We start from the raw sequence: 21,115 nt of genomic DNA on the forward strand, positions 1-21,115 counted from the left end.
GGACTTTTCCCCTTTCGCGAAGCGGCGTAGGGAAGGGCAATCGATACGGGATGAAACTGCATGACCGCGCCAAAAGAACTCAGGGTCTCCAAGGACCGCAAACTGCTGTCGGTCACCTTTCCCAATCACCAGCCATTCGAATTGCCGGCGGAGCTGTTGCGGGTTGCCTCGCCATCGGCCGAGGTGCAGGGGCATTCTCCGGAGCAACGGGTGACGGTTCCCGGCAAGCGCAACGTGGCCATCCTGAAGATCGACCCGGTCGGCAACTACGCGGTGCGTATCACCTTCGATGATTTCCACGACACCGGGATTTTCACCTGGAACTACCTCCATACGCTCGGCCATGAGAAGGATGAGCGCTGGAATGCCTACCTTGCCGAGCTTGCGGAAAAGGGGCTGAGCCGTGACCGCTAAGCTGGCGTCGTAAAGGCGTCACACATCTGGAGTAGCGCCGGCAAAGATCCGGAGACGAAAAAGATGTCGCTCATCACCACTGTCGAACAGCTTGAAGCGCTCTATGGCTTTCCCGGCGAAGCCTCGCTGGTCAAGGAACTCGACCACGTCATTCCCGAATATGCCGCTTTTATCGAGGCCTCGCCCTTTGTTGCACTGGCCACCAGCGGCCCGGAGGGGCTGGACTGTTCACCGCGCGGCGATCTCGCCGGCTTCGTGCGCATCGTTGATCCGAAGACGTTGATGATGCCGGACCGGCGCGGCAACAACCGCGCCGATTCGCTGAAAAACATCATCAGGGATCAGCGCGTCGGGCTGCTGTTCCTGGTGCCGGGCTCCGGTACGACGCTGCGCATCAACGGCCGCGCGCACCTCACCACGGATGCCGCCCTTTGCGCATCGTTCATGGTCGACGGCAAGGCGGCGCGTTCGGTGACCGTCATCGACGTCGATTCGGTCTATTTCCAATGCGCTCGCGCCATTGTGCGGTCCGAGTTGTGGAACCCGGCGAAACATGTCGACCCGAAGTCGCTGCCGACGCCCGGAAAAATCCTGGAAATCACCAGCCGCAAGAACATCGACGGCGAAACCTATGACAAGGAATGGCCGGAGCGGGCGAAGAAAACGATGTGGTGACCGGTGCACCGACATTCAGGTCAGGCTGGCCTGCAAATGGCGGCCTCCTGCGCTTCCGGTGCTCACGTACTTTGAGTACGCTCCGCTCCGGCTCTCGAAGCCACCATTTTCGGCGCATCCTGACCTGAATCCCGGCCCACCTTGGTGCTAGGCTTCCTTCAGCACATCGTAAATCTTGCGCATCTGTTCGCCGATCATGTCGCACTGTTCCGGTGTCGACTGGCTCATCGCTTTTTCGATCAGCGCCATATGCACTTTCAGCGCCTGCATCAGCAGCGCCTCGCCGGCCTCGGTCAGGGCCAGCCGCAGGATGCGCTTGTCCTTCTCGTCGCCCTCGCGGCGCAGCAGGCCGCGCGTCTCCAGCTGCGGCAACAGCATTGTGATGTTGGAGCGGCCGACGAGCAGCTTGCGTGCAAGGTCGTGCTGCGACATGCCGGGATGGCGGTAGAGGTTCATCAGCACGTCGAGCTGCGCAGGCTTGAGATCCAGCGGCGCGAGCTTCACCGCCAGCGTGCGCTCCAGCACATGGCAGGCGCGCGCCACCGCGACCCAGTTGCGAAAACGCGGGTTGTCCCAGGGCAGCTCTTGTTTATTGTTCATCTTTGAACTATTATGTTCATGCTTGAACGTATGGATGGATTCCCACTATGGCATCATTCGGGCTGAAGGTCATCCGAGGTGTGTTTGGTGCGGCCGAACATATTGCGCCGCGCATCACCGGGCGGGCGGCCTTCGAACTGTTCTGCCGTACGCCGAGCGCCAGGGCGCTGACCGACGCTGAGCGTCGTGCCATCGGCCGTGCCGCTGAATTCATGACCGAGGCGCGCCATCATCGGCTGAAGACGGCGACCGGCTGCGTGGCGGTGCACGAATTCCGGCCGGAGCCGGGAAGGGCGGCTCCCGGCACCGTGCTCGTCGTCCATGGCTGGCGTTCGCGCACCGAATACATGCGTGCATTGATCGAAGGCTATCGCGCCGCCGGCTACAGGGTCGTTTCGCTGGACCTGCCGGGCCACGGACATTCGCAGGGCCGGCATCTCAACATGGTCAACGCGGTTGACGCGGTGCGGGTCGCCGGCGAATGGTTCGGTCCGTTCGTTGCGGCGGTGGGCCATTCCTTCGGCGGCGCCGTTGCCGCCAACGCCATCGCAGGTTCGGTCAAGAACATTCCGCCGCTGGCGGCCGGGCGTCTTGTGCTGATCGCGGCGCCAAGTTCCTTGCCGGCGATCTTTGCCGACTTCAGCCGCATGCTCAATGTCGGTCCCCGCTCGCAGCTTGCCATGGCGGACCGTGTCGAACACTTGTCCGGCCGGCCCCTGCATGAATTCACCGGCGACCGCCAGCTCGCACAGGCGCCGGTGCCGACGCTTATCATCCACGCGCCTGATGACCGCGAGGTACCGGCTGAGCATGCGAGACGCTATGCCGGCGCCGGCGGTCATGTGCGGCTGCACTGGGCCGACGGGCTCGGCCACCGCCGCATTCTTGCGGACAAGGGTGTTGTCGAACGCGCCGTTGCCTTCGTCGCGGGGAACCACGAGCCGTCATTGCTGCATTGAGCCGCGGTCCTCGTTCCATGCATATCGTTGTCTCAAACCCGGGACCACTTTTGAGCGACATGCATTGGGCTACTTCTTCTTCTCGCCGGGCTCGATCGGCAGTCCGGCCGCCTTCCAGGCTGTGTAGCCGCCAAGGATGTGCTTGACCGGCGTCAGTCCCATGTCCTGCGCGGTCTTGGTGGCGAGCGCCGAGCGCCAGCCGCCGGCACAAAAGAAGACAAAGCTCTTTCCCGAGGCGAAAAACGGCTTGTGATAAGGGCTCTCGGGATCGATCCAGAATTCCAGCATGCCACGAGTGACATGTTTGGCGCCGGGTATTCTCCCATCACGTTCGACCTCGCGAGGGTCGCGCAAGTCGACGAAGATCGTGCCCTCATCTTCGAGCAATCCCGCCGCTTCTTCAGGCGAAACCACTTCGATCTCGGCATTGGCCTCGTCGAGCAGTTCGCGATAACCCTTTTTCACCGTCGTCCCCTCCCGGCCCTTGGTGGCAGGTCCGAATTTCGAGCACACCAGCTTGCGTTTGTCACGCCGCCTCGGTTGCGGCCATCGTCTTCCACGCCGCCATCGCCCCGGCCACGGTCGCCAGCAGGGCGGCGCGCGAGGCACCATCCCGCGCCTGGATCGACATGCCATGCTGAACCGTGGCGAAGAAGGTCGCCACGGCACGACAATCGAATTTCGCCGGCAATTCGCCCTCGGCCACGCCGCGCTCGAGGCGCTTGCGCAGGGCTGTGAGGTTTCCGGCGCGACGCCGGCGCAAATCCGCGCAGATGGCGCCGCTGCTTGAGTCCTCGTGCAGTGCACCCAGTGCAATCAGGCAGCCCTGCGGGCGATCGGTCCGCGAATAAGCCTTGGCTGTCTGCCGCAGGAAGTTCTCGATCGCCTTGCATGCCGTCGATGCCTGGTCCAATGCGGCCCAGATTTCCGTTCCTTCGGCTTGCGTGTAATATTCGGTCGCTTCGAGGAACAGCGCCTCCTTGCTGCCAAAGGCGGCATAGAGGCTGGGCGAATTGATGCCCATCGTCGCGGTCAGCTCGGCAATCGAAGTGCCCTCGTAGCCTTTGGCCCAAAAGAGTTCCATCGCGCGCCGCAGGGCCGCGGTTCGATCGAATGTACGGGGACGGCCTCTTTCCGGCATGGCGCTTTTTCTGTGTTGACCGATACATAAATCAGTTGACGCAACCGGGCAAGACTGCCAGACATTTATGTATTGATCGATACATAAATGGAGAAACGCATGTCTTCCAGCAATTTGAACGACAAGGCCGCCCTCGTCACGGGTGGCAGCCGCGGCATCGGGGCGGCGATTGCACGGCGCCTGGCCACCGATGGCGCGGCCGTCGCACTGACTTATGTGAACGGCGAGGAGCAGGCTCTCTCCGTTGTTGCCGATATAGAGGCCAAGGGCGGCCGTGCCATTGCGATCAGGGCCGACAACCGGGATGCCGTGGCGATAGACAGAGCCGTCGATCAGGCCGTTGGTGCCTTCGGCCGGCTCGACATCCTGGTCAACAGTGCCGGCATCTGGCGCGCGGCACCCATCGATACGCTGTCGCTTGCCGATTTCGATGAGACCATGTCGGTCAACCTGAGAGCTCCGTTCATCGCCTCGAAGGCCGCGGCGGCTCATATGGGCGAGGGCGGCCGGATCATCTCGATCGGCAGCAATCTCGCCGAACGCGTCACCGACACCAGCCTCGGCGCCTATTCCGCCAGCAAGGCGGCGCTGGTCGGGTTGACCAAGGCCCTGGCGCGCGACCTCGGTCCGCGCGGCATCACCGCCAATGTCGTCCACCCTGGCTCGACCGACACCGACATGAACCCGGCGGACGGACCGCATGCCGAGCACCAGCGCCAGAAGATGGCCATGCCGCGATTCGGCAAGGCCGACGACATCGCCGGCATGGTCGCGTGGCTTGCCGGCCCTGAAGGACGTTTCGTGACCGGCGCCGCATTGACCATCGATGGCGGCGCCAACGCCTGAGTTTTGCGGAGTTCCCAGGCGGGAGCTGAAACACCCTCGCTCCCGCCGTCACGATGTTGTGAAACCGTTCTGCAACAGGCTTTCCGAAATTTATGAAAGCTTAACGAAATCGGTATGAATCAGTATAGTCGCGCCTTACATCCGCCATGCGGTGAGCGAGACGGTCTAGCGTGCGGAACGGGAACCGGTTGCGACCGGAGCGGGTGATTGATGAAATTCCTCGGAAACAAAGCAACCGCGATGCCGCTGATGGCGATCGCGGCAACGCTCGCCCTGGGCGCGCCTCAAGCCGGTGCGCAAGGGCTTTTCGACATGCTGTTCGGCGGTGGTGTCAAGCATGAGCCGCAAGGGGAATTTCCGCCTCCGCCCAAGCACAAACCCAAGCCCAAAGTTCCTGCTGGCGGCGGCGTAAAGATCAGCAGCCCGTCCTATTACACCTACAAGGCCGATAGACTGGTGCGCGTCGACTTCTCGACGCTGTCGGCGGCACCCCAGCCCGCAACGCCGCAGGACGCGGCGTTCGTTCCGTCAGCCACTGGAGCTGCTTTCCACGATGCCATTGCAGGTCTCAGCGACTACGAACTCTATGCCGAGCCCGATATCGCCAAGGCGCTGATCGCATACTATTCGGCCAATCCGGACTTCATCTGGGTGAGCGGAACCAGCCTCAACAACCGAGCCCAGGATGCGGTTCGGGTGCTCGGCGAGGCCGCGAGCTATGGCTTGACGCCAGCCGACTATACGGTCGACGTACCGGCCGTGAATTCGGCTTCCGTGGACGACGCAGCCAAGCTGAAGGAACTGGTGCGCTTCGAAATGGCGCTTTCGGCGCGCGTCTTGCGCTACGCCCATGATGCCCAGAGCGGCCGTGTCGAGCCCAACCGGATGACCGGCTATTATGATTTCCCGGCCAAGCCGCTCGACATGGTCGGCGTACTGAAGACCTTGGCGCATACGCAGGAAGTGCGCACTTACCTCGAATCGCGGCATCCGCAGAATGCGGAATATCAGGCGCTGCGCGTCGAGCTGGAATCCCTGCAGGCAAGTGCCGAGAACGAGATCGTCGTCGACCCCAAGCTGCTGCTGAAGCCGGGGCAGACCAGCCCCGAACTGCCGAAGCTGCTGTCGCTGATCGCGCGCAATCTCGATGACGACATGGGCGGCACCTATGGCGAGCTCCTGTCGCGGCTGGCGACCAGCGAGGTCTACGTCCCCGAACTGGTGCCGCTGATCAAGGCGGTGCAGGTCAAGGAAGGCATGAAGGGCGACGGCGTCATCGGTCCGCGCACCGTCGCCTTGCTGGCCGGTACCTCGAAGGCCGACAGGCTGCTCAAGGTACAGGTGGCGCTGGAGGAGCTGCGCTGGCTGCCTTCCGATCTCGGCAGCCCGCGTGTCTTCATCAACCAGCCCGCGTTCACCGCCAGCTACATCGACAATGGCGAGGAAAAGCTGAAGACGCGCGCCGTCGTCGGCCGGGTCACCAACCAGACGGCGTTCTTCTACGACCAGATCAAGCAGGTCGATTTCCATCCCTATTGGGGCGTGCCGCAGTCGATCATCGTCAACGAGATGCTGCCCAGATTGCGCAGTGACCCCGGCTATCTCGACCGGGCGGGCTACGAGGTGACGGACTCGCGCGGGAAGCGCATTCCGTCGTCCGCGGTCAATTGGGGCGCCTATGGCGCCAACATTCCCTACAGCGTGCGCCAGCAGCCGAGCGAGGCCAATGCCCTGGGCGAACTGAAGATCCTGTTCCCCAACAAGCACGCGATCTACATGCACGACACGCCGCAGAAATCATTCTTCAAGCAGGACATGCGCGCGCTCAGCCATGGCTGCGTGCGCCTGCAGGACCCGCGCGGCATGGCAGCCGCTGTGCTAGGCACCTCGGTCGACTATGTCGCCGAGAAGCTTAAGCACGGACATTCGACCGAGGATGTCACGCGCAAGATCCCGGTCTACGTCGCCTATTTCACCGCGTGGCCCGACATGTCCGGCAAGGTCGAGTATTTCGACGATGTCTACGATCGCGACTCGCGGCTGAAACAGGCCCTGGACGCGACCGAGGCGGTGCGTTCGCCGTCCAGCTGATCGTTCAGAGTTGCGACAATGGGCGGCGGAAGCCCGCTTCCCGCCCGGCGATCAGCCAGTAGATCAGGCCAGCGACAAGGCCGGCGGCGGCGATGATGCCGATGTCGGCCCATCGCTCCGGGTCCATGTCCTCCGCCGAACTCGGCCAGATCAGGAAGAAGCCGCCCGCGGCGGCAGCGGCGCCGAAGACCATGTGCATCAGGACATTGCGCAACGAGAAGAACTCCGCGATCAGCGCGAAGATCAGCGTCTGCAGCGCGGTCACGACAATCGTCAGGAAATAGATGAACATGCCAAGCGGCGGCACCACCAGGGCGGCGATCGGTGTAACCCCCATGACGTCGAAATACGCCGGCGCGTTGGGCAAGGAACTGAGCGCGGCATAGATAGCCACCACGGCGACGAGGCCGACCAGTATCGCGACGAGATAGCCGGCCAGCATCATCAGGATGCGCTTCATCACGTGCTTCGCCGTCGCCATGCCCATCCCCCTAAGGCGCAGTCAACCGGTTCAGTCAGCCATCAAAGACGATCCGGCGCAAGGGCAGGCGCCCTTGCCGGCATGCAAGGCTTTCCTCAAACACCAAGCACGACGATCAGGCGCCGCCACACGCACTCCAAGGATAGACAATTTGCGGCACTCCGATCGTCGATCAAGGCGCGTGGAGAAAACGGCAGGCCCGTCGAATGGAGAGTGTCCGGCGCGACTCCTACTTAGGCTCGGCCGACACCGGATCGTAGGTGATTTCGACCTTCGCCTTATCCGACGTGTAGTAGGTGACGGTGTAGGCGCCATTGTCCCAATCGACTTCCTTCACATAGCGGAAGCCGTCGCGTTGCTCGACCTTGGCGATGATCTCCGAAAGCTTCTTGGCATTGGGTGGCGGCAGCGGCTTGTCATCCGCGGCCAGAGCCGGACCGGCAGCAAGAAGAACGGCAACGCTGGTTGCCACGATAAATCTGGACATGGTTTTCCCTCAAGTTTCGACGCAAGGAAACTCGCTGGCGTGGTGGTTGGTTCCAGATGGCCGCGATGCTTGGCAGGTCGCGCTTGCGGACTGCAATTCGCCGGAGCGTCGAAGCAGGGGGCTGAGACTGAAAAACCATTCCGGGGAAAATGGTGGGCGATGCAGGGATTGAACCTGCGACCCCACCCGTGTGAAGGGTGTGCTCTCCCGCTGAGCTAATCGCCCGCTCGTTGCCCGAAGGCCAAGCGAGCCGCGATATAAGGGAGGCCAACCGGTTAAGTCAAGGCGGTGTCTGGCATTCTCACAGCGATCGGATTCTTCACTCTTTCTGGTCTGTTCCGACAGGATGCCGGTCGCTGCCCGCTCAATGTCCAGCGGCGCTGATCAGCCTTTCCGCCAGATCCACGGTCAGCGCATCGAAATGCGAAATTATCGCCGAGGGCTCGAATTCGCGGACGTGGCGGTCGGTGTAGCCGAAATCGACAGCCACCACAGGAATGCCGGCGGCCTTGGCGGTGTCGATGTCGGTCTGCGAATCGCCGACCATCAAGGCGCGGTGGGGATCGCCGCCGGCCAGCCGGATGGTTTCGGTCAGGTGGCGCGGATCGGGCTTGCGGAAGGCGAACGTGTCCTGCCCGGCGATGGCCGCGAAATGCCTGGTCAGGCCGAGCGCTTCGATCAACGCCAGCGAGTTGGCCTGGTATTTGTTGGTGCAGATAGCCAGGAGGTAGCCCGCCTTCTCGAAGCGTGCGATCGCCTCGATGACACCAGGGTAGGGGCGGGACTTGCCGGGAATGTTGTCGGTATAATGATCGAGGAACAGTTTTAGCAGCCGGTCATGCTCGGTGACATCGAGCGAGCGGTGCTGCGCGGCGTGCGCCCGCTCTATCATCACGCGACCGCCATGGCCGACGAAGCGCTTGAAGCCGGCTTCGTCGACGGCCGCGAGCTCACTGGCGGCCAGGCTGTGGTTGAGGCTGTCGAGCAGGTCCGGTGCTGTATCGATCAGCGTGCCGTCGAGGTCGAACACGATTGTCGGGCGAATCATTGTCTGTCCACGCAGGTTTGTACAACTGGCAGGCGATAAAGGCTGGCGCGCGTCAAGGCAAGCAGGGCGGTGGTGGTATGGCCACCAGGGGCTTTGACCGGACCGGCAAAAATGCTAGGAGCCCAAAACACTAAAGCGGGTCGCATGTGGTTCCCAAAACCACGGTTACTTTTGGGCGACATGCATCACATTTCGGGACGGCAAGGCAGCATGGATGCGAGGCAATTGAAGGTCGAGGCCGCGCGGGCGGCTCTTGCCCATGTCGGCGATGGCATGCGTCTGGGCATCGGCACCGGCACCACTGCCGAAGAGTTCGTACGATTGCTCGCCGACAAGGTCGCGACGGGCATGACTGTCATCGGTGTCCCGACGTCGGAGCGCACCGCTGCATTGTGCCGCGAGCTTGGCGTGCCGCTGTCGACATTGGAGGAAACGCCCGAGCTCGACCTCACCATCGACGGCGCCGACGAGGTCGACCCGGAGCTGACCCTGATCAAGGGCGGGGGCGGCGCGCTGCTGCGCGAGAAGATCGTGGCCGCGGCCTCGCAGCGCATGATCGTCATCGCCGACCGGTCGAAGATGGTCGAGACGCTCGGCCGGTTTCCGCTGCCGATCGAAGTCAACCAATTCGGCCTGCGCGCCACCGAGATCGCGGTAGCGGCGGCGGCTGCAAATCTCGGCCTTTCCGGTCCGATTACATTGAGGATGACGGGAGGCCAGGCTTTTGTTACAGACGGCGGCCATTTTATCCTCGATGCATCTTTTGGCCGCATTCCGGATACAAGAGCGCTTTCGAATGCTCTCCACGCCATTCCGGGCGTGGTCGAGCATGGTCTTTTCATCGGGCTGGCGTCAGCGGCCATCATCGCCGGTGGCGACGGCATCCAAACCGTCCATGCCGCCCGAAAACCAGGGAGTTCTACCGATCATGATGTTGCATAACCGGGTTCGCGGCCTTTGCGTCGTTCTGGCGGCCTCGGCCGTTTTCGCCTTCTCCTCGCCGGCGTTCTCGCAGGACGTCACGGAATCGCACCTGAAGGCGGCCCGGGCGGCGGTCTCGGCGATCCATGCGACCGATCCGTTCGACAATATCCTGCCGCAGGCGGCAGCCGCGCTCGAATCGCAGCTCATCCAGAAGAACCCGGACATGCAGGAGCTGATCGGCAAGACCATCAACGAGAAGGCACTGGCGATGGCCTCGCGCCGCGCCGATCTCGAGAAGGAAGCGGCCCTTGCCTATGCGAAGGTGTTTTCCGAAAAAGATCTCAACGACATCGCGGCCTTCTACGGCTCCGAGGCCGGCAAGAAGCTGCTCGACAATGGTCCGGCCGTGACGCGTGATTTGGTCAAGGCAGCCGACATCTGGCAGAACGGCCTGGCCCGCGATCTCGCCCAGCAGGTCGGCGAAACGCTGGCCGCGGCCGCCAAGGCCAAGGCGCCGGCTGCACCGGCGCCCGCTGATGGGGCTGCTCCGGCGGATGGCGCCGCACCCGCCGATGGTTCGGCTCCTGCCGACGGCACGCAGAACTGATCCCGCGTTTTCAAATGTGGCCTTGCGGCCATCTGTGAAGCCCGGCTTGTCCGGGCTTTTCTTTTGGCCTTTGGCGGCCTACCTGTCACCCACATTTTCCGACGTTCAAGGAGCTGCCTCATGGCCGGTTATGATTACGATCTCTTCGTCATCGGCGGCGGCTCCGGCGGGGTAAGGGCGGCACGCGTTGCGGCGGCACTCGGCAAGCGCGTCGGCATCGCCGAGGAATACCGCTTCGGCGGCACCTGCGTCATCAGGGGGTGCGTGCCGAAGAAGCTCTATGTCTACGCCTCGCAATTTCCGGAGCATTTCGCCGACGCGGCCGGCTATGGCTGGACGGTGCCAGAGGCCAGTTTCAACTGGCAGACACTGGTCGCCAACAAGGATCGCGAGATCAGCCGGCTGGAGGCGATCTACAAGAGGAATGTCGAGGGCGCCGGCGGCGAGACCTTTCATTCGCGGGCGATGATCGTCGATCCGCACGTGGTCCATCTTCTGGGCGAGGACCGCACCGTGACCGCCGACCAGATCCTGATCGCCACCGGTGGCCGTCCTGCGGCGCATCCGGCGCTGCCCGGCCACGAACACTGCATCTTCTCCAATGAGGCTTTCGATCTCAAGGCGTTGCCGAAGGCGATCATGATCGAAGGCGGCGGCTACATCGCTGTCGAATTCGCCAACATCTTCCACGGCCTCGGCGTCGACACAACCCTGGTCTATCGCGGCAAGGAGATACTCAGCCGCTTCGACATGGATCTGCGTCACACCCTGCACGAGACGATGGAAAAGAAGGGGATAAAGATACTCTGCCATTCGGTGACCGAACAGGTGCGCAAGCGGCCGGATGGCCGGCTCGACGCCCTCCTGACCAGTGGCAAGACACTGACGGTGGACCAGGTCATGCTGGCTATCGGGCGCATCCCCAACACCGAGAACATGGGCCTGGAAGGCGTCGGCATCGAGATGACCTCGACCGGCGCGATCAAGGTCGACGATTATTCCCGCACCAATGTCGACAATATCTGGGCGATCGGCGACGTCACCAACCGCGTGCAGCTGACGCCGGTGGCGATCCACGAAGCGATGTGCTTCGTGGAGACGGCGTTCAAGAACAACCCGACCGCGCCCGACCACGAAACGATCGCGACCGCCGTCTTCTCACAACCGGAAATCGGTACGGTGGGCTTGTCGGAAGACGAGGCGGTCAAGCGTTTCGCGGATATCGAGATCTACCGCGCCAGCTTCCGCCCGATGCGGCATACGCTGTCGGGCCGCGACGAAAAGATGCTGATGAAGCTGGTGGTCGACGGCACTTCCCGCAAAGTGCTTGGCGCCCACATTCTTGGGCCGGATGCGGGCGAGATGGCGCAACTGCTCGGCATCCCGCTGAAGGCCGGTCTGACCAAGGATGATTTCGATCGCACAATGGCCGTGCACCCGACCGCGGCGGAAGAGCTTGTCACCATGTACAAGCCAACCTACCGCGTGCAGGACGGCCAGCGCGTCTGATTTCGCCCGCCGGAAGCGCGGCCGTCGAGGGAGCAATCAACCCCGGTGACCGCCAGGCATTGGATCTGACGGTGGGGTTCCGACCAGCGCGGCCACGGCCAGCGGCGGAGGGAGTGCTAGAGCAGGGTGCCGCGCAGGATGACGAGCGCCACCGAGAAGTAGATCACCAGCCCGGTGACATCGACCAGCGTCGCGACAAATGGCGCCGATGCGCTGGCGGGATCAAACCCGATCCGTTTCAGGGCGAACGGCAGCATCGACCCCGAGAGGGAGCCAAAGGTGACGATGCCGACCAGCGCTGTGCCAACCGTCGCTGCAATCAGCGGCCAGTGCGGGCCGTAATCGTAGAAACCGAAATACTGCCACAGCGTGATACGGCAGACACCGACAACGCCAAGGATCGATCCCAGCACGAGGCCGGTCGGCAATTCTCGCAGCGCAACCCGCCACCAGTCGCCGAGGCCGATCTCGCGCAGTGCTAGCGCGCGGATAACCAGCGAGGTCGCTTGCGAGCCGGAATTGCCGCCGGAACTCATGATCAGCGGGATGAAAAGGGTGAGCACGATCGCCTTCTCCAACTCGCTCTCGTAGCTCTGCATGGCGTTGGCGGTGAGCATTTCGCTGAGGAACAAGGCGCAGAGCCAGCCGGCCCGCTTCTGGATCATGGCGAGGAAGCTCATCTTCATGTAGGGCTCGTCGAGCGCCTCCATGCCGCCGAAGCGGTGCACGTCCTCCGTCGTTTCCTCGATCATCGTATCGATGATGTCGTCGATGGTGACGATGCCGAGAATCTTGCCATGGTCGACGACCGGGACGGCGAGCAGGTCGTATTTGGAGATCGTCTGCGCCAGGTTTTCGCGATCGGTCAGCGGTGTGACCGTGACCGGCATGCGGTCCGGCGCCACCGACAGGATCGGATCGTCCGGCTCACCGGTGATGAGCCGGCGCAAGCCGGTCGACCGCACCAGAAGGTGCGTCTGCGGATCGACGATGTAGATCGCGTAGACGGTTTCGCGCGTCCGCTCGACCTTGCGGATATAGTCGAGCGTGCGCCCGACGGTCCAGTCCGAGGGAACGCTGACGAACTCCGTCGTCATGATCGATGCGGCGCTGCCTTCGGGATAGCCCAGAATGGAAAGCAACGTCGCGCGCAACGGCGGCGCCAGCGCGCCGAGCAGTTCGGAGCGTGCCGGCTCGTCGAGCTCGCGCAGGATGTCGGCCGCCCGGTCGACAGACATGGCGGTGAGCAGCTTGCTTGCCTTGGAGCGGGGCAGGGCCTCCGCGAGTTCAGGCGCACTCTCGAGTTCGGGCTGATCGAAAATCTCGACCAGCCGCTCGAAGGGTACGGCGCAAAGCAGTTCCGTCGCGGTTTCACGCGATTCATGGTTGAGAGCCTCGACCACGTCGGCGACATGGTCGTTTGCAAGGATGCGGGCGATGGCGACGGCCTCGTCGTCCGCTACAGGGAAGAAATCGTTCATGGCTCACTCCTTGCCGTCCGGCAGGACATGAACCATTCAGGTCACGTCTAGGCGGACGGCGGTTGCGTTCGACTAATACTGTCGCCAGGCATGGCGCGGTGACCTTTCTGCTTGCGGGTTCGCGTTTGACTATCAGCAAGCCGGCGCAACATAGGAGCGCGCCTTGCCGAGTCAATCGCGGTGACGATGGAAAACGGTGCCTGATCGCTCCGATCGCGACACTGTGATCGCCGACTGCCGTTTTGTCCGGCAAGTCGAAGTGAATGCATCGTTATTTCTGTTTCAGCCGACGCGAGAAACGCAACCATTTGTCTTCGACCGCCCGCGGCTGGGCCAGGATCGTGGTGAGTTCGACGGGCAGGGTCGGAACCAGCGGCTTCTTGGTGGCGACACCGTCGGCGATCATGACGAGCGAGTGGTAGAACTCGGTGCCGGCAGCCGATCTGGGCGCTACCGCCTCATGCATGACGCTGATCACCGTGACATCGGGGCAATTGTCCTTGATCGCCTGGTGGAAGGCAATCTTGCCCTCCGGGTCGAGCGCACCGGTCGCCTCGTCGAGGAACAGGAGGCCCGGCTGCTGCAGGATGATGCGGGCCACCACCAGCTTCTGTTTCTGGCCGCCCGACAGGACCTGATCCCAGCTTTTGCCCTCGCGGTTTTCATTGGCCATGTGTTCGATGAAGTCACCAAGGCCAGCCTTGTGCAGCGCCGACGCGACTTGAGCATCGCCGTGGTCGTGTTCGGAGCCCGGCAGGCAGACCAGCTGTTTCAGCGACACCTGCTGCAGCTTGACCTCCTGGGCGGCATAGAAACTCTTCACTCCGTCGGGGAAGACGATGGTGCCGCGGCCATAGGGCCAGAGGCCGTTGATCGCCTTTATCAACGAGGTCTTGCCGCAGCCGGATTCACCTTTCAGGAACGTCCACTCGCCGCGCCGGAAGCGCAGGTTCGCGGCGCTGAGGAACGGCGTCGCATCCTCGCCCTGATGCGCCAATTCGAGTTTCTGGATGGTCAGGCCGAAAACCGGATTCTGGCTGGCATAGTGGAAGTCCGAGCGGCCGGTCTGGCTGTAGAATTCCTGCGGGTGCTGGACGTTCTCGATGGCTCTCGCCAATTCGGTGACACGCTGGCTGTTGGCACGCAGCGTGGCGATGGCAGGCATGACATGGATGAACCACGAACACTGGCTGATAAGTTGGGCGACCATTTCCGAGCCCGTGATGTAGCCCTTGTAGTCCAAGCGGCTGTGGATGAAGGGCACGAGCCCCGGCGCATAGGCCACGATACGGGCGCCGACGAAATTGTAGATCAGTTCGAACGACATATAACTGGTGTTGACGACATTCAGCCGGCCCCACGTGCGATCGATATCGATGTAGAGACGGTCGTGCATCATTTTCTGCACGTCCTCACCGTGCGACGCGGCGACATGGAAGCTGCGGCGCAGGAATGTCGTCAGCTCGCCGCGATAGCTGCCCTCGGCTTTCTGCATGCGGATATTAAGTCGTTCCAGCAGGCTGCCGAGCTTGACGGCGATCCAGGTGTTGAGCGGCACGTAAGTGGCAACAGCCAGAAGCGCGAGGACAGCGCTGCCATAGCTACCCAGGAACTCCAGGCCTTTGACCTCCACCGACGACTGGATCAGGTTCTGACCGATAAAATAGAGCGAAGTTGCCAGGCCCAGCACGCCCATAGCGAGACCTATAGCGCCGCCGGTCATGTCCTTGATCGATTCCTGGATGCGCTGGTCGATGTTGTCGGGCGTGACGGCGCCGCCGGCCACGGACCCATGCTGTGCATGGAAATGGGTATGATTGCCGTCGAGCAAGGCCTGGTTGAACTTGCCGTTCAGCCAGCCACGCCATTTGCGGTGCAAGGTCGCGGAGACGAGATTGCGCACGCCGGTAAAGCCGACGTCCTTGAGAACGACCAGCAACACCAATATGCCGGCATTGGTCAGGATGGTCTCAAGCGGGCGGGTATTGGCGGCATCGTGGAGAAAGGCAATCGAATTGACCAATTCGCCGGAAGCCATGGCAAACCAAACGCTGGCCTTGCTGGATAGGGCGGTCAACAGCGCGATGACGATGGTCAGCGTCCAGGCTTCTTTCCACCGATCCGACAGCCAGTAGGCCCGCATCAGCCCCCAGAAACTGCGCATCGAGGATACCGGCGTCAAATGCGACGGCCCTGTGGCGCCGCTGTGTAGTCCATCCGGTACTGACTCCTGCGATCGTCTGCCGATCCGAATCACGATCCCGCCCAAACCTTTTTTGTTTTGTTACGGATGGTAACACCAATTGATCATTTTCCATTAATTTTTGTAGAGGGGCGGCCGGATAAAGGGCGCCGGCCGTGTCGGCAAGGCAACAGAGCGGGTTTCCAGGACGTCGCGCGCAAGCCTGCTGAAAAGCGATTTAATATAATGATATCATTTGTTTACCGGGTGCGATGACGTGGCACACACACCTTCCCCAGGGGAAGGTATTCACACGATTTCGTGACCTTGTTTTGGCTTGTTGGATTTGCCGATTTTTCATTGCAGGCTAACCAGATTCCGGAAAACAGCCCGTCACAATGTGTCAACGGCCCTGTCCCAAAGGCCGAACAATGACCTGAAAAAGTCTCCGCGGCAGGCGAAGGGAATGACAGGTCAGCCGACTGTGTCCAGCTCGCCGCGGGCCTTGGCCGCCGCCACCTCACGGATGGCATCGGCCAGCGTGTCGACGTCCTGCGCGCCCATCACGGCATATTTGCCTTCAAGCAGAAAACACGGCACGCCTGATATGCCCATGCGCGAAGCCGTGGCGATCTCGGTGCGCACCTCTTCGACATCGGCGTCGGTCGGCAAGAGCGTCGCCACCACGGATGCGTCCATGCCGGCCTCGCGGGCGGCTTCGACCAACACGGCATGGTCGCCAATGTTGACGCCCTCCTCGAAATTCAGCTGGAACAGGCGGCGGACCAGTCTGTTCTGCACCGCTTCACTGGCGGCGCCAGCCCAGCGGATCAGGCGGTGCGCATCCAGCGTGTTGGGCGCCACCTTGATGGCATCGAAGGCAAAGGAAATGCCCTCGGCGTCGCCAAGCGGTTCGATGCGGGCATGGATCTCGCGAATGCGCTCGTCGCTGCCGAACTTGGCCAGCATATACTCCCGGCGGTCCTTGCCCTGCGGCGGAATGGTCGGATCGAGCTGGAACGGCCGCCAGCGTATGTGCACATCTACATCACCGGCCGCGGCAACCGCCTTGTCCAGCCGCTTCTGACCGATGAAGCACCACAGACAGACGACGTCCGACACCACATCAACGGTTATGGCGTTCGCTTCGCTCATCTCGATCTCCGGATTTTCAGTTCGGTTTGCGCCACCATGTCGGCAGCTGATAACCGAATATGGGCGTCTTCCGCGGATGTTCCAGATAATTCCAGTACGCCAGCCACTGCTGCGTGTTGTACTGCATCGGCACCATATAGTTGCCCGAGATCAGCAACCGGTCGAGAACGCGAACGGCGGCGACATAGTCCTCCTTGGTGTGTGCGTTCAGCATGGCGTCGATCGCGGCATCGATTGCCGGGTCGGCGACACCGGCAAGATTGAACGATCCTTCGGTCCTGGCCGCAGTGGACGACCAACGCCCGATCTGCTCGATGCCCGGGGACAAGGAATTGTTGAAGCCGCTCGAGCCGACCAGCACCTCGAAGTCGAAACGTTGCTTGCGCGACTGGATCTGGTCGCCGTCCAGGCTGCGGATGCTGACGTTGATGCCGATCTTTTCCAGTGTGCGCTGGTAGATGCCGGCCAAGCGTTCTTCGTCCTGCGAAGCGGTCAGGATCTCGAATCCGAAAGGTTTGCCGTCAGAATCGAGCATTATGCCGTCCTGCACGCGGTAACCGATGCTTTTCAGGAGATCGAAAGCGGCCTTAAGCACCTTGCGGTCCTGGCCTGAACCGTCGGTGACCGGCGGTTTCCATGTACCGTCCATGATTTCGGCCGGCACGCGGCCGGGGTAGGGGGCCAGCAACGCCCTTTCCCTGTCGTCGGCCGGGTGGCCAAGCGCGGAGAGCTCGGAATTCTGCCAGTAGCTCATCGTGCGCGTGTATTTGCCGCCGAACAGGTTCTTGTTGGCCCATTCGAAATCGTAAAGCATGCCGAGCGCGCGCCGAACCACCGGGTTGGAGAATTTCGGCAGCCTGGTGTTGAACAGGAAACCGGTCACGACAGGCGGGATGCCAGTGTCGAAAGTTTCGGAAACCACCTCACCCCTGTGGAAGGCGGGAAAGTCGAGATCGCGCTCGCGCTTCACCGGATCACCGTCGTCGTCGATGGCGCAAAGGCCCTTCTTGAAGGCTTCGAGCTTGGCGTTGGCATTGAGGAAATATTCGATGGTGATCTGGTCGTAATTGTCGAAGCCGCGCTTGGCGGGTACGTCCTTGCCCCAGTAGTCCGGATTGCGCTTGAAGACGATGCGCTGGCCGGGCGTCACCTGCGCGATCGTGTAGGGTCCGCTGCCGATCAACGGCTTCAGCGTCGTCCTGTCGAATGTGTCCATGTCAAAGGCATGCTTGGGGATGATCGGCGTCAGCGCGATGATCAGGGGAAATTCGCGATCGGCCTTGTCGTTAAAAGTGAAGCGCACGCTGTGGTCGCCGGTCTTTTCGAGCTTGGCGATCCTTGCCATGCGGTCGCTGTAGGGTGGGCGGCCCTTTTGCGTAAAGGCATCATAGGTGAACAGCACGTCTTCCGGTGTCACCGGCTGTCCGTCCGACCATTTGGCCTTCGGGTTGAGATGGAATTCGATGCTCTTGCGCTCCGGGTCCATGTCGGCGGTATCGGCGAGCAGCCCATAGAGCGTGAAAGCCTCATCCGCGCTGCGCTGCATCAGCGGCTCGAAGACCAGATTGCCGAAGATCGTGTCCATCATGCCGCGCGCGGTCGTACGCAGGCTTTTCAGAATGAAAGGGTTGAGGTTGTCGAAGCTGCCGACGACGCAATAGGTGATGCTGCCGCCCTTCGGCGCGTCGGGATTGACGTAGCTGAAATGCGCGTAGTCCGGCGGCAGGGCCGGTTCGCCCTGCATGGCAATCGCGTATCTTGGCTCCGACAGCGCCGGCAGCGACAGGGTGAGAAACGATATCGCGGTGATCAGCCAAACAAGAACGCGGCCCATGACCGTCTCCTTAACAGGTCGGCTTGATGATTCGGTGCGCACCCTAGCATGAGGCAGCTGCGTGCCGGCCAATGGTGTCATCAAGAATTACAAGTGAGCGGGCTGGATTCGGCACCGCTTGCAGTGTAACACGCCGTCCGAAGTCATTCTGTTGCCTCATTTCGGCAACAGGTAGCTGGACCACGCGGCGCAGAGAAGCCGGTTCCGGGATCATTTGAGAGGAAATGCACGACATGACGAGCCTGAACAGCAACGCGTACCGCCTGTCGGTCATGGCCGCTGGCGTGATCGGCTTTCTGGGCGCAGGACTTCCCGCGGCTTCCGCGCAGCAACAGCAGCAGATACCTCAGGGCTGGTTCAAGGCCTGCACCAAGCAGGAAGACGTCGATATCTGCAACGTCCAGAACATCGTCACCGCCGGCAACGGCCAGCTCGTCACCGGTGTCAGCCTGATCGAACTCAAGGGCAAGGTTAACCGCAAGGTATTCCAGGTCACGGTGCCGACCGGCCGCCTCGTGCCTCCCGGCATCGGCCTGCAGATCGACACCGGCAAGACGCAGAAGCTCGACTATGTCATCTGCTTCCCGGATCGTTGCGTGGCGGAAGTGCCGCTGACCGACCAGCTCGTCGCCTCGTTCAAGAAAGGCCAGGGTATCACGCTGACCTCGATCAATTTCCAGAACCAGGCCAACCCGATCAAGATCGCGCTGCAGGGCTTCAGCGGTGCCTATGACGGCCCGCCGCTGCAGCAGTCGGACATCGAGGACCGGCAGAAGAAGCTCCAGGACTTCGTGGCCAAGAACAACCAGGACTTCGCCAAGAAGCTCAAGGACGAGCAGGACAAGGCGAAGACCGCCAACTGATCACCGGCATCCGGCCAAGACCGGCGCCAAAGAAAAAGCGGGGCCATGCCCCGCTTTTTTTCGTTCCCGCCCCTGGATTTCCCGGCGGACGGCTGGAGTGCCGGAAGGTCAGTGCCTGGACTGCCGTTTCGGCTCGTAGCGTCCATCCGGCTTCTTGTCGAACATCTCCTTGATCTGCGGGTGGCGAACGGGCTCGCCCGACCGGTCCTCGAGCAGATTCTGCTCGGACACATAGGCTATGTATTCGGTTTCCGAATTCTCGGCGAGCAGATGGTAGAATGGCTGATCCTTGCGAGGCCGCACGTCGGCGGGGATGGCTTCGTACCATTCGTCGGTGTTGGCGAATTGCGGATCGACGTCGAAAATGATGCCTCGAAACGGAAACAGCCGGTGGCGAACCACCTGTCCGATCGCGAATTTGGCCGTTTTCATCGTACTCACCACTGAATTCCTTGACTTTATTTGGCGCAGACTCCGAGTCAATTCAATCCCGAAGCGTTTGAGCGTCTTCAAGCTACGCAGAATTCGGCGCAAAGGTTTTGATTGATGTCGCGATGTCGCGATAAAGTCCGCAAGATCGCTACCGCTGCCGCGCCGGCTTTCGCAGGCCACCCACAAGTGCTGCAAAGCCGCTGCCTGGACGAAGCCCTTCGCGCATGAAGAAGGCGCGCAGCGGCGCAAAACCGCCGAGCACGCCCAGACCAGCGCCCCGCGCGATCTGCGCCGGCAACATGTCGGAAAGCAGCGACATGTTGAGCAGATTGACTGCACCGCTGCGCGCCAGAATATCGGGGCGACGCTTGAAATCGTAGGCGGCGAGGGCCTTGGCCCCGCCGGGATCCTCACGATTTTCGCTCGCAATACCAACCAGGTCGTCAATATCCCTGATGCCAAGATTGAGGCCTTGCGCACCGATTGGCGGAAACACATGCGCGGCTTCGCCGACAAGTGCGACCCTCTCTCGCGCGAAGCGCAGGGGCGTCACGGTCGAAAGCGGATAGATCTGCCTGCCCGGTTCCACGGTGACCCGACCCAGCATTGACTGCATCTGCTGCTCGACCCGCATTGAAAGCGTTGCGTTGTCCAGGGCGGCAAGTGCCTTGGCTGTCTCGGGCTTGACCACCCAGACGAGACTTGAGCGATTGCCCGGCAGCGGAACCTGGGTGAACGGGCCTGTCTCGGTGTGGAACTCCGTCGAGGTGAAGGCATGGTCTCGGCTGTGGCTGAAATTGAGCACGAGCGCGGCTTGCGGGTAGGAGCGTGCGGCAGTCGAGATATCCGCCGCCTCGCGGGCGGGCGATTGGCGTCCATCGGCGGCGACCGCCAGCGACGCGCCAACCTCACTGCCGTCGGCGAGATCGGCGCGGGCCTTGTCGGCGCCGAGATGCCAGGCGTTGACCATCGACCTGCGCCATTCGATCCCGGAATGCGCGGCCACCTTGGCGGCAAGCGCCGGGCCAAGGACGCTGTTGGGCAGGTTCAGTCCAAACTGCTCCTCGTCGATCTCGGCGGCGCGGAAGGTGACGACGGGACTACGGATCAGCCGGCTGGTCGCATCGACGATGCGCATGACCTTCAACGGCGCGGCCATGGGTTTGATGTCTTCGAGGAGATCAAGCCGCTCAAGCACTTTCAGGGCAGGGTTCATCAGCGCCGTGGTGCGGCCATCGGGGGCCGACGCCTCGGGCCCGACAAGCGTCACCGGAAAGCCGGCATCGGCGAAAGCGAGCGCTGCAATCAGCCCCGCAGGCCCGGTGCCGGCAATCAGTATGCGCGCTGTTTCCTGATGCTCCAAGGTCGGCTTCCGGCTTACGATGC

21 protein-coding genes and 1 tRNA gene are annotated in these 21,115 nt (G+C 62.1%); 9 read left to right on the forward strand and 13 right to left on the reverse strand.

The genetic code is table 11. From position 1 onward, the window contains the following. Positions 1-60: 60 nt before the first annotated feature. Both EB230_RS20460 and EB230_RS20465 read left to right on the forward strand, forming a co-directional pair. On the forward strand, positions 61-414 hold the full coding sequence (locus tag EB230_RS20460) for a DUF971 domain-containing protein (protein ID WP_056577214.1): 354 nt from the start codon (positions 61-63) through the stop codon (positions 412-414). 63 nt (positions 415-477) lie between these two features. Continuing rightward, positions 478-1,089, forward strand: coding sequence for a pyridoxamine 5'-phosphate oxidase family protein (locus EB230_RS20465; RefSeq protein ID WP_056577216.1), 612 nt, complete (start codon positions 478-480; stop codon positions 1,087-1,089). 147 nt (positions 1,090-1,236) lie between these two features. Here EB230_RS20465 and EB230_RS20470 read toward each other — a convergent pair whose 3' ends face one another. After that, complete coding sequence (locus EB230_RS20470; protein ID WP_027028975.1) at positions 1,237-1,689, reverse strand: MarR family transcriptional regulator; 453 nt, start codon at positions 1,687-1,689, stop codon at positions 1,237-1,239. A gap of 47 nt (positions 1,690-1,736) precedes the next feature. Here EB230_RS20470 and EB230_RS20475 point away from each other — a divergent pair, with 47 nt between their 5' ends. Then, the gene (locus EB230_RS20475) at positions 1,737-2,648 is read left to right on the forward strand and encodes an alpha/beta hydrolase (RefSeq protein ID WP_056577219.1); all 912 of its coding nucleotides are present in this window, start codon (positions 1,737-1,739) and stop codon (positions 2,646-2,648) included. Positions 2,649-2,717: 69 nt separating this feature from the next. On the opposite strand, the gene EB230_RS20480 is transcribed toward EB230_RS20475, so the two are convergent. Continuing rightward, the gene (locus EB230_RS20480) at positions 2,718-3,113 is read right to left on the reverse strand and encodes a rhodanese-like domain-containing protein (protein WP_056577222.1); all 396 of its coding nucleotides are present in this window, start codon (positions 3,111-3,113) and stop codon (positions 2,718-2,720) included. A gap of 61 nt (positions 3,114-3,174) precedes the next feature. Then, positions 3,175-3,789, reverse strand: a complete 615-nt coding sequence (locus EB230_RS20485) for a TetR/AcrR family transcriptional regulator (RefSeq protein WP_056577225.1) — start codon at positions 3,787-3,789, stop codon at positions 3,175-3,177. Between the two features lie 99 nt (positions 3,790-3,888). Here EB230_RS20485 and EB230_RS20490 point away from each other — a divergent pair, with 99 nt between their 5' ends. Further along, positions 3,889-4,635 (forward strand): 3-oxoacyl-ACP reductase family protein, encoded by a 747-nt coding sequence (locus EB230_RS20490; RefSeq protein ID WP_056577456.1) that lies wholly within the window; start codon positions 3,889-3,891, stop codon positions 4,633-4,635. A gap of 210 nt (positions 4,636-4,845) precedes the next feature. Then, positions 4,846-6,726 (forward strand): murein L,D-transpeptidase, encoded by a 1,881-nt coding sequence (locus tag EB230_RS20495; RefSeq protein WP_056577228.1) that lies wholly within the window; start codon positions 4,846-4,848, stop codon positions 6,724-6,726. Between the two features lie 4 nt (positions 6,727-6,730). Here EB230_RS20495 and EB230_RS20500 read toward each other — a convergent pair whose 3' ends face one another. The 4 genes from EB230_RS20500 to EB230_RS20515 form a co-directional block, all read right to left on the reverse strand. Then, positions 6,731-7,213, reverse strand: a complete 483-nt coding sequence (locus EB230_RS20500) for a hypothetical protein (RefSeq protein ID WP_056577231.1) — start codon at positions 7,211-7,213, stop codon at positions 6,731-6,733. A gap of 223 nt (positions 7,214-7,436) precedes the next feature. Beyond that, a complete protein-coding gene (locus EB230_RS20505; protein WP_056577234.1) occupies positions 7,437-7,694 on the reverse strand; it encodes a PepSY domain-containing protein in 258 nt (85 codons plus the stop codon). Between the two features lie 150 nt (positions 7,695-7,844). After that, positions 7,845-7,919, reverse strand: a tRNA-Val gene (locus tag EB230_RS20510). 139 nt (positions 7,920-8,058) lie between these two features. Then, on the reverse strand, positions 8,059-8,742 hold the full coding sequence (locus EB230_RS20515; RefSeq protein ID WP_172373771.1) for a phosphoglycolate phosphatase: 684 nt from the start codon (positions 8,740-8,742) through the stop codon (positions 8,059-8,061). A gap of 210 nt (positions 8,743-8,952) precedes the next feature. Here EB230_RS20515 and rpiA point away from each other — a divergent pair, with 210 nt between their 5' ends. From rpiA to gor, 3 genes are all read left to right on the forward strand, one after another. Then, positions 8,953-9,684: a ribose-5-phosphate isomerase RpiA gene (gene rpiA, locus EB230_RS20520; RefSeq protein ID WP_056577240.1), complete on the forward strand. Its 732-nt coding sequence runs from the start codon at positions 8,953-8,955 to the stop codon at positions 9,682-9,684. Continuing rightward, positions 9,671-10,273, forward strand: a complete 603-nt coding sequence (locus EB230_RS20525; protein WP_056577241.1) for a DUF2059 domain-containing protein — start codon at positions 9,671-9,673, stop codon at positions 10,271-10,273. Before rpiA ends, EB230_RS20525 begins: the two co-directional genes overlap by 14 nt. A 120-nt stretch (positions 10,274-10,393) precedes the next feature. Further along, positions 10,394-11,782 (forward strand): glutathione-disulfide reductase, encoded by a 1,389-nt coding sequence (gene gor, locus EB230_RS20530; RefSeq protein WP_172373773.1) that lies wholly within the window; start codon positions 10,394-10,396, stop codon positions 11,780-11,782. A 116-nt stretch (positions 11,783-11,898) separates the two neighbouring features. On the opposite strand, the gene mgtE is transcribed toward gor, so the two are convergent. The 4 genes from mgtE to EB230_RS20550 form a co-directional block, all read right to left on the reverse strand. Beyond that, complete coding sequence (mgtE, locus tag EB230_RS20535) at positions 11,899-13,263, reverse strand: magnesium transporter (RefSeq protein WP_056577247.1); 1,365 nt, start codon at positions 13,261-13,263, stop codon at positions 11,899-11,901. A gap of 271 nt (positions 13,264-13,534) precedes the next feature. Continuing rightward, positions 13,535-15,427 carry an ABC transporter ATP-binding protein/permease gene (locus tag EB230_RS20540; protein WP_056577250.1) on the reverse strand — a complete coding sequence of 631 codons (1,893 nt, stop codon included), beginning with the start codon at positions 15,425-15,427 and terminating at the stop codon, positions 13,535-13,537. Between the two features lie 492 nt (positions 15,428-15,919). After that, positions 15,920-16,600: a DsbA family protein gene (locus tag EB230_RS20545; protein ID WP_172373775.1), complete on the reverse strand. Its 681-nt coding sequence runs from the start codon at positions 16,598-16,600 to the stop codon at positions 15,920-15,922. Between the two features lie 16 nt (positions 16,601-16,616). Beyond that, positions 16,617-18,434: an extracellular solute-binding protein gene (locus EB230_RS20550; RefSeq protein WP_056577256.1), complete on the reverse strand. Its 1,818-nt coding sequence runs from the start codon at positions 18,432-18,434 to the stop codon at positions 16,617-16,619. A gap of 233 nt (positions 18,435-18,667) precedes the next feature. Between EB230_RS20550 and EB230_RS20555 the strand changes: the two genes are divergently transcribed. Further along, positions 18,668-19,297: an invasion associated locus B family protein gene (locus EB230_RS20555; RefSeq protein ID WP_056577459.1), complete on the forward strand. Its 630-nt coding sequence runs from the start codon at positions 18,668-18,670 to the stop codon at positions 19,295-19,297. A gap of 108 nt (positions 19,298-19,405) precedes the next feature. Here the strand turns inward: EB230_RS20555 and hspQ are convergent, their stop codons facing one another. Then, complete coding sequence (hspQ, locus tag EB230_RS20560) at positions 19,406-19,729, reverse strand: heat shock protein HspQ (protein WP_056577259.1); 324 nt, start codon at positions 19,727-19,729, stop codon at positions 19,406-19,408. 148 nt (positions 19,730-19,877) lie between these two features. Further along, positions 19,878-21,092 (reverse strand): UbiH/UbiF family hydroxylase, encoded by a 1,215-nt coding sequence (locus EB230_RS20565; RefSeq protein WP_172373777.1) that lies wholly within the window; start codon positions 21,090-21,092, stop codon positions 19,878-19,880. Positions 21,093-21,115: the final 23 nt, after the last annotated feature.

This window comes from Mesorhizobium sp. NZP2234, from assembly GCF_013170765.1.
Lineage (GTDB): Bacteria > Pseudomonadota > Alphaproteobacteria > Rhizobiales > Rhizobiaceae > Mesorhizobium > Mesorhizobium loti_D.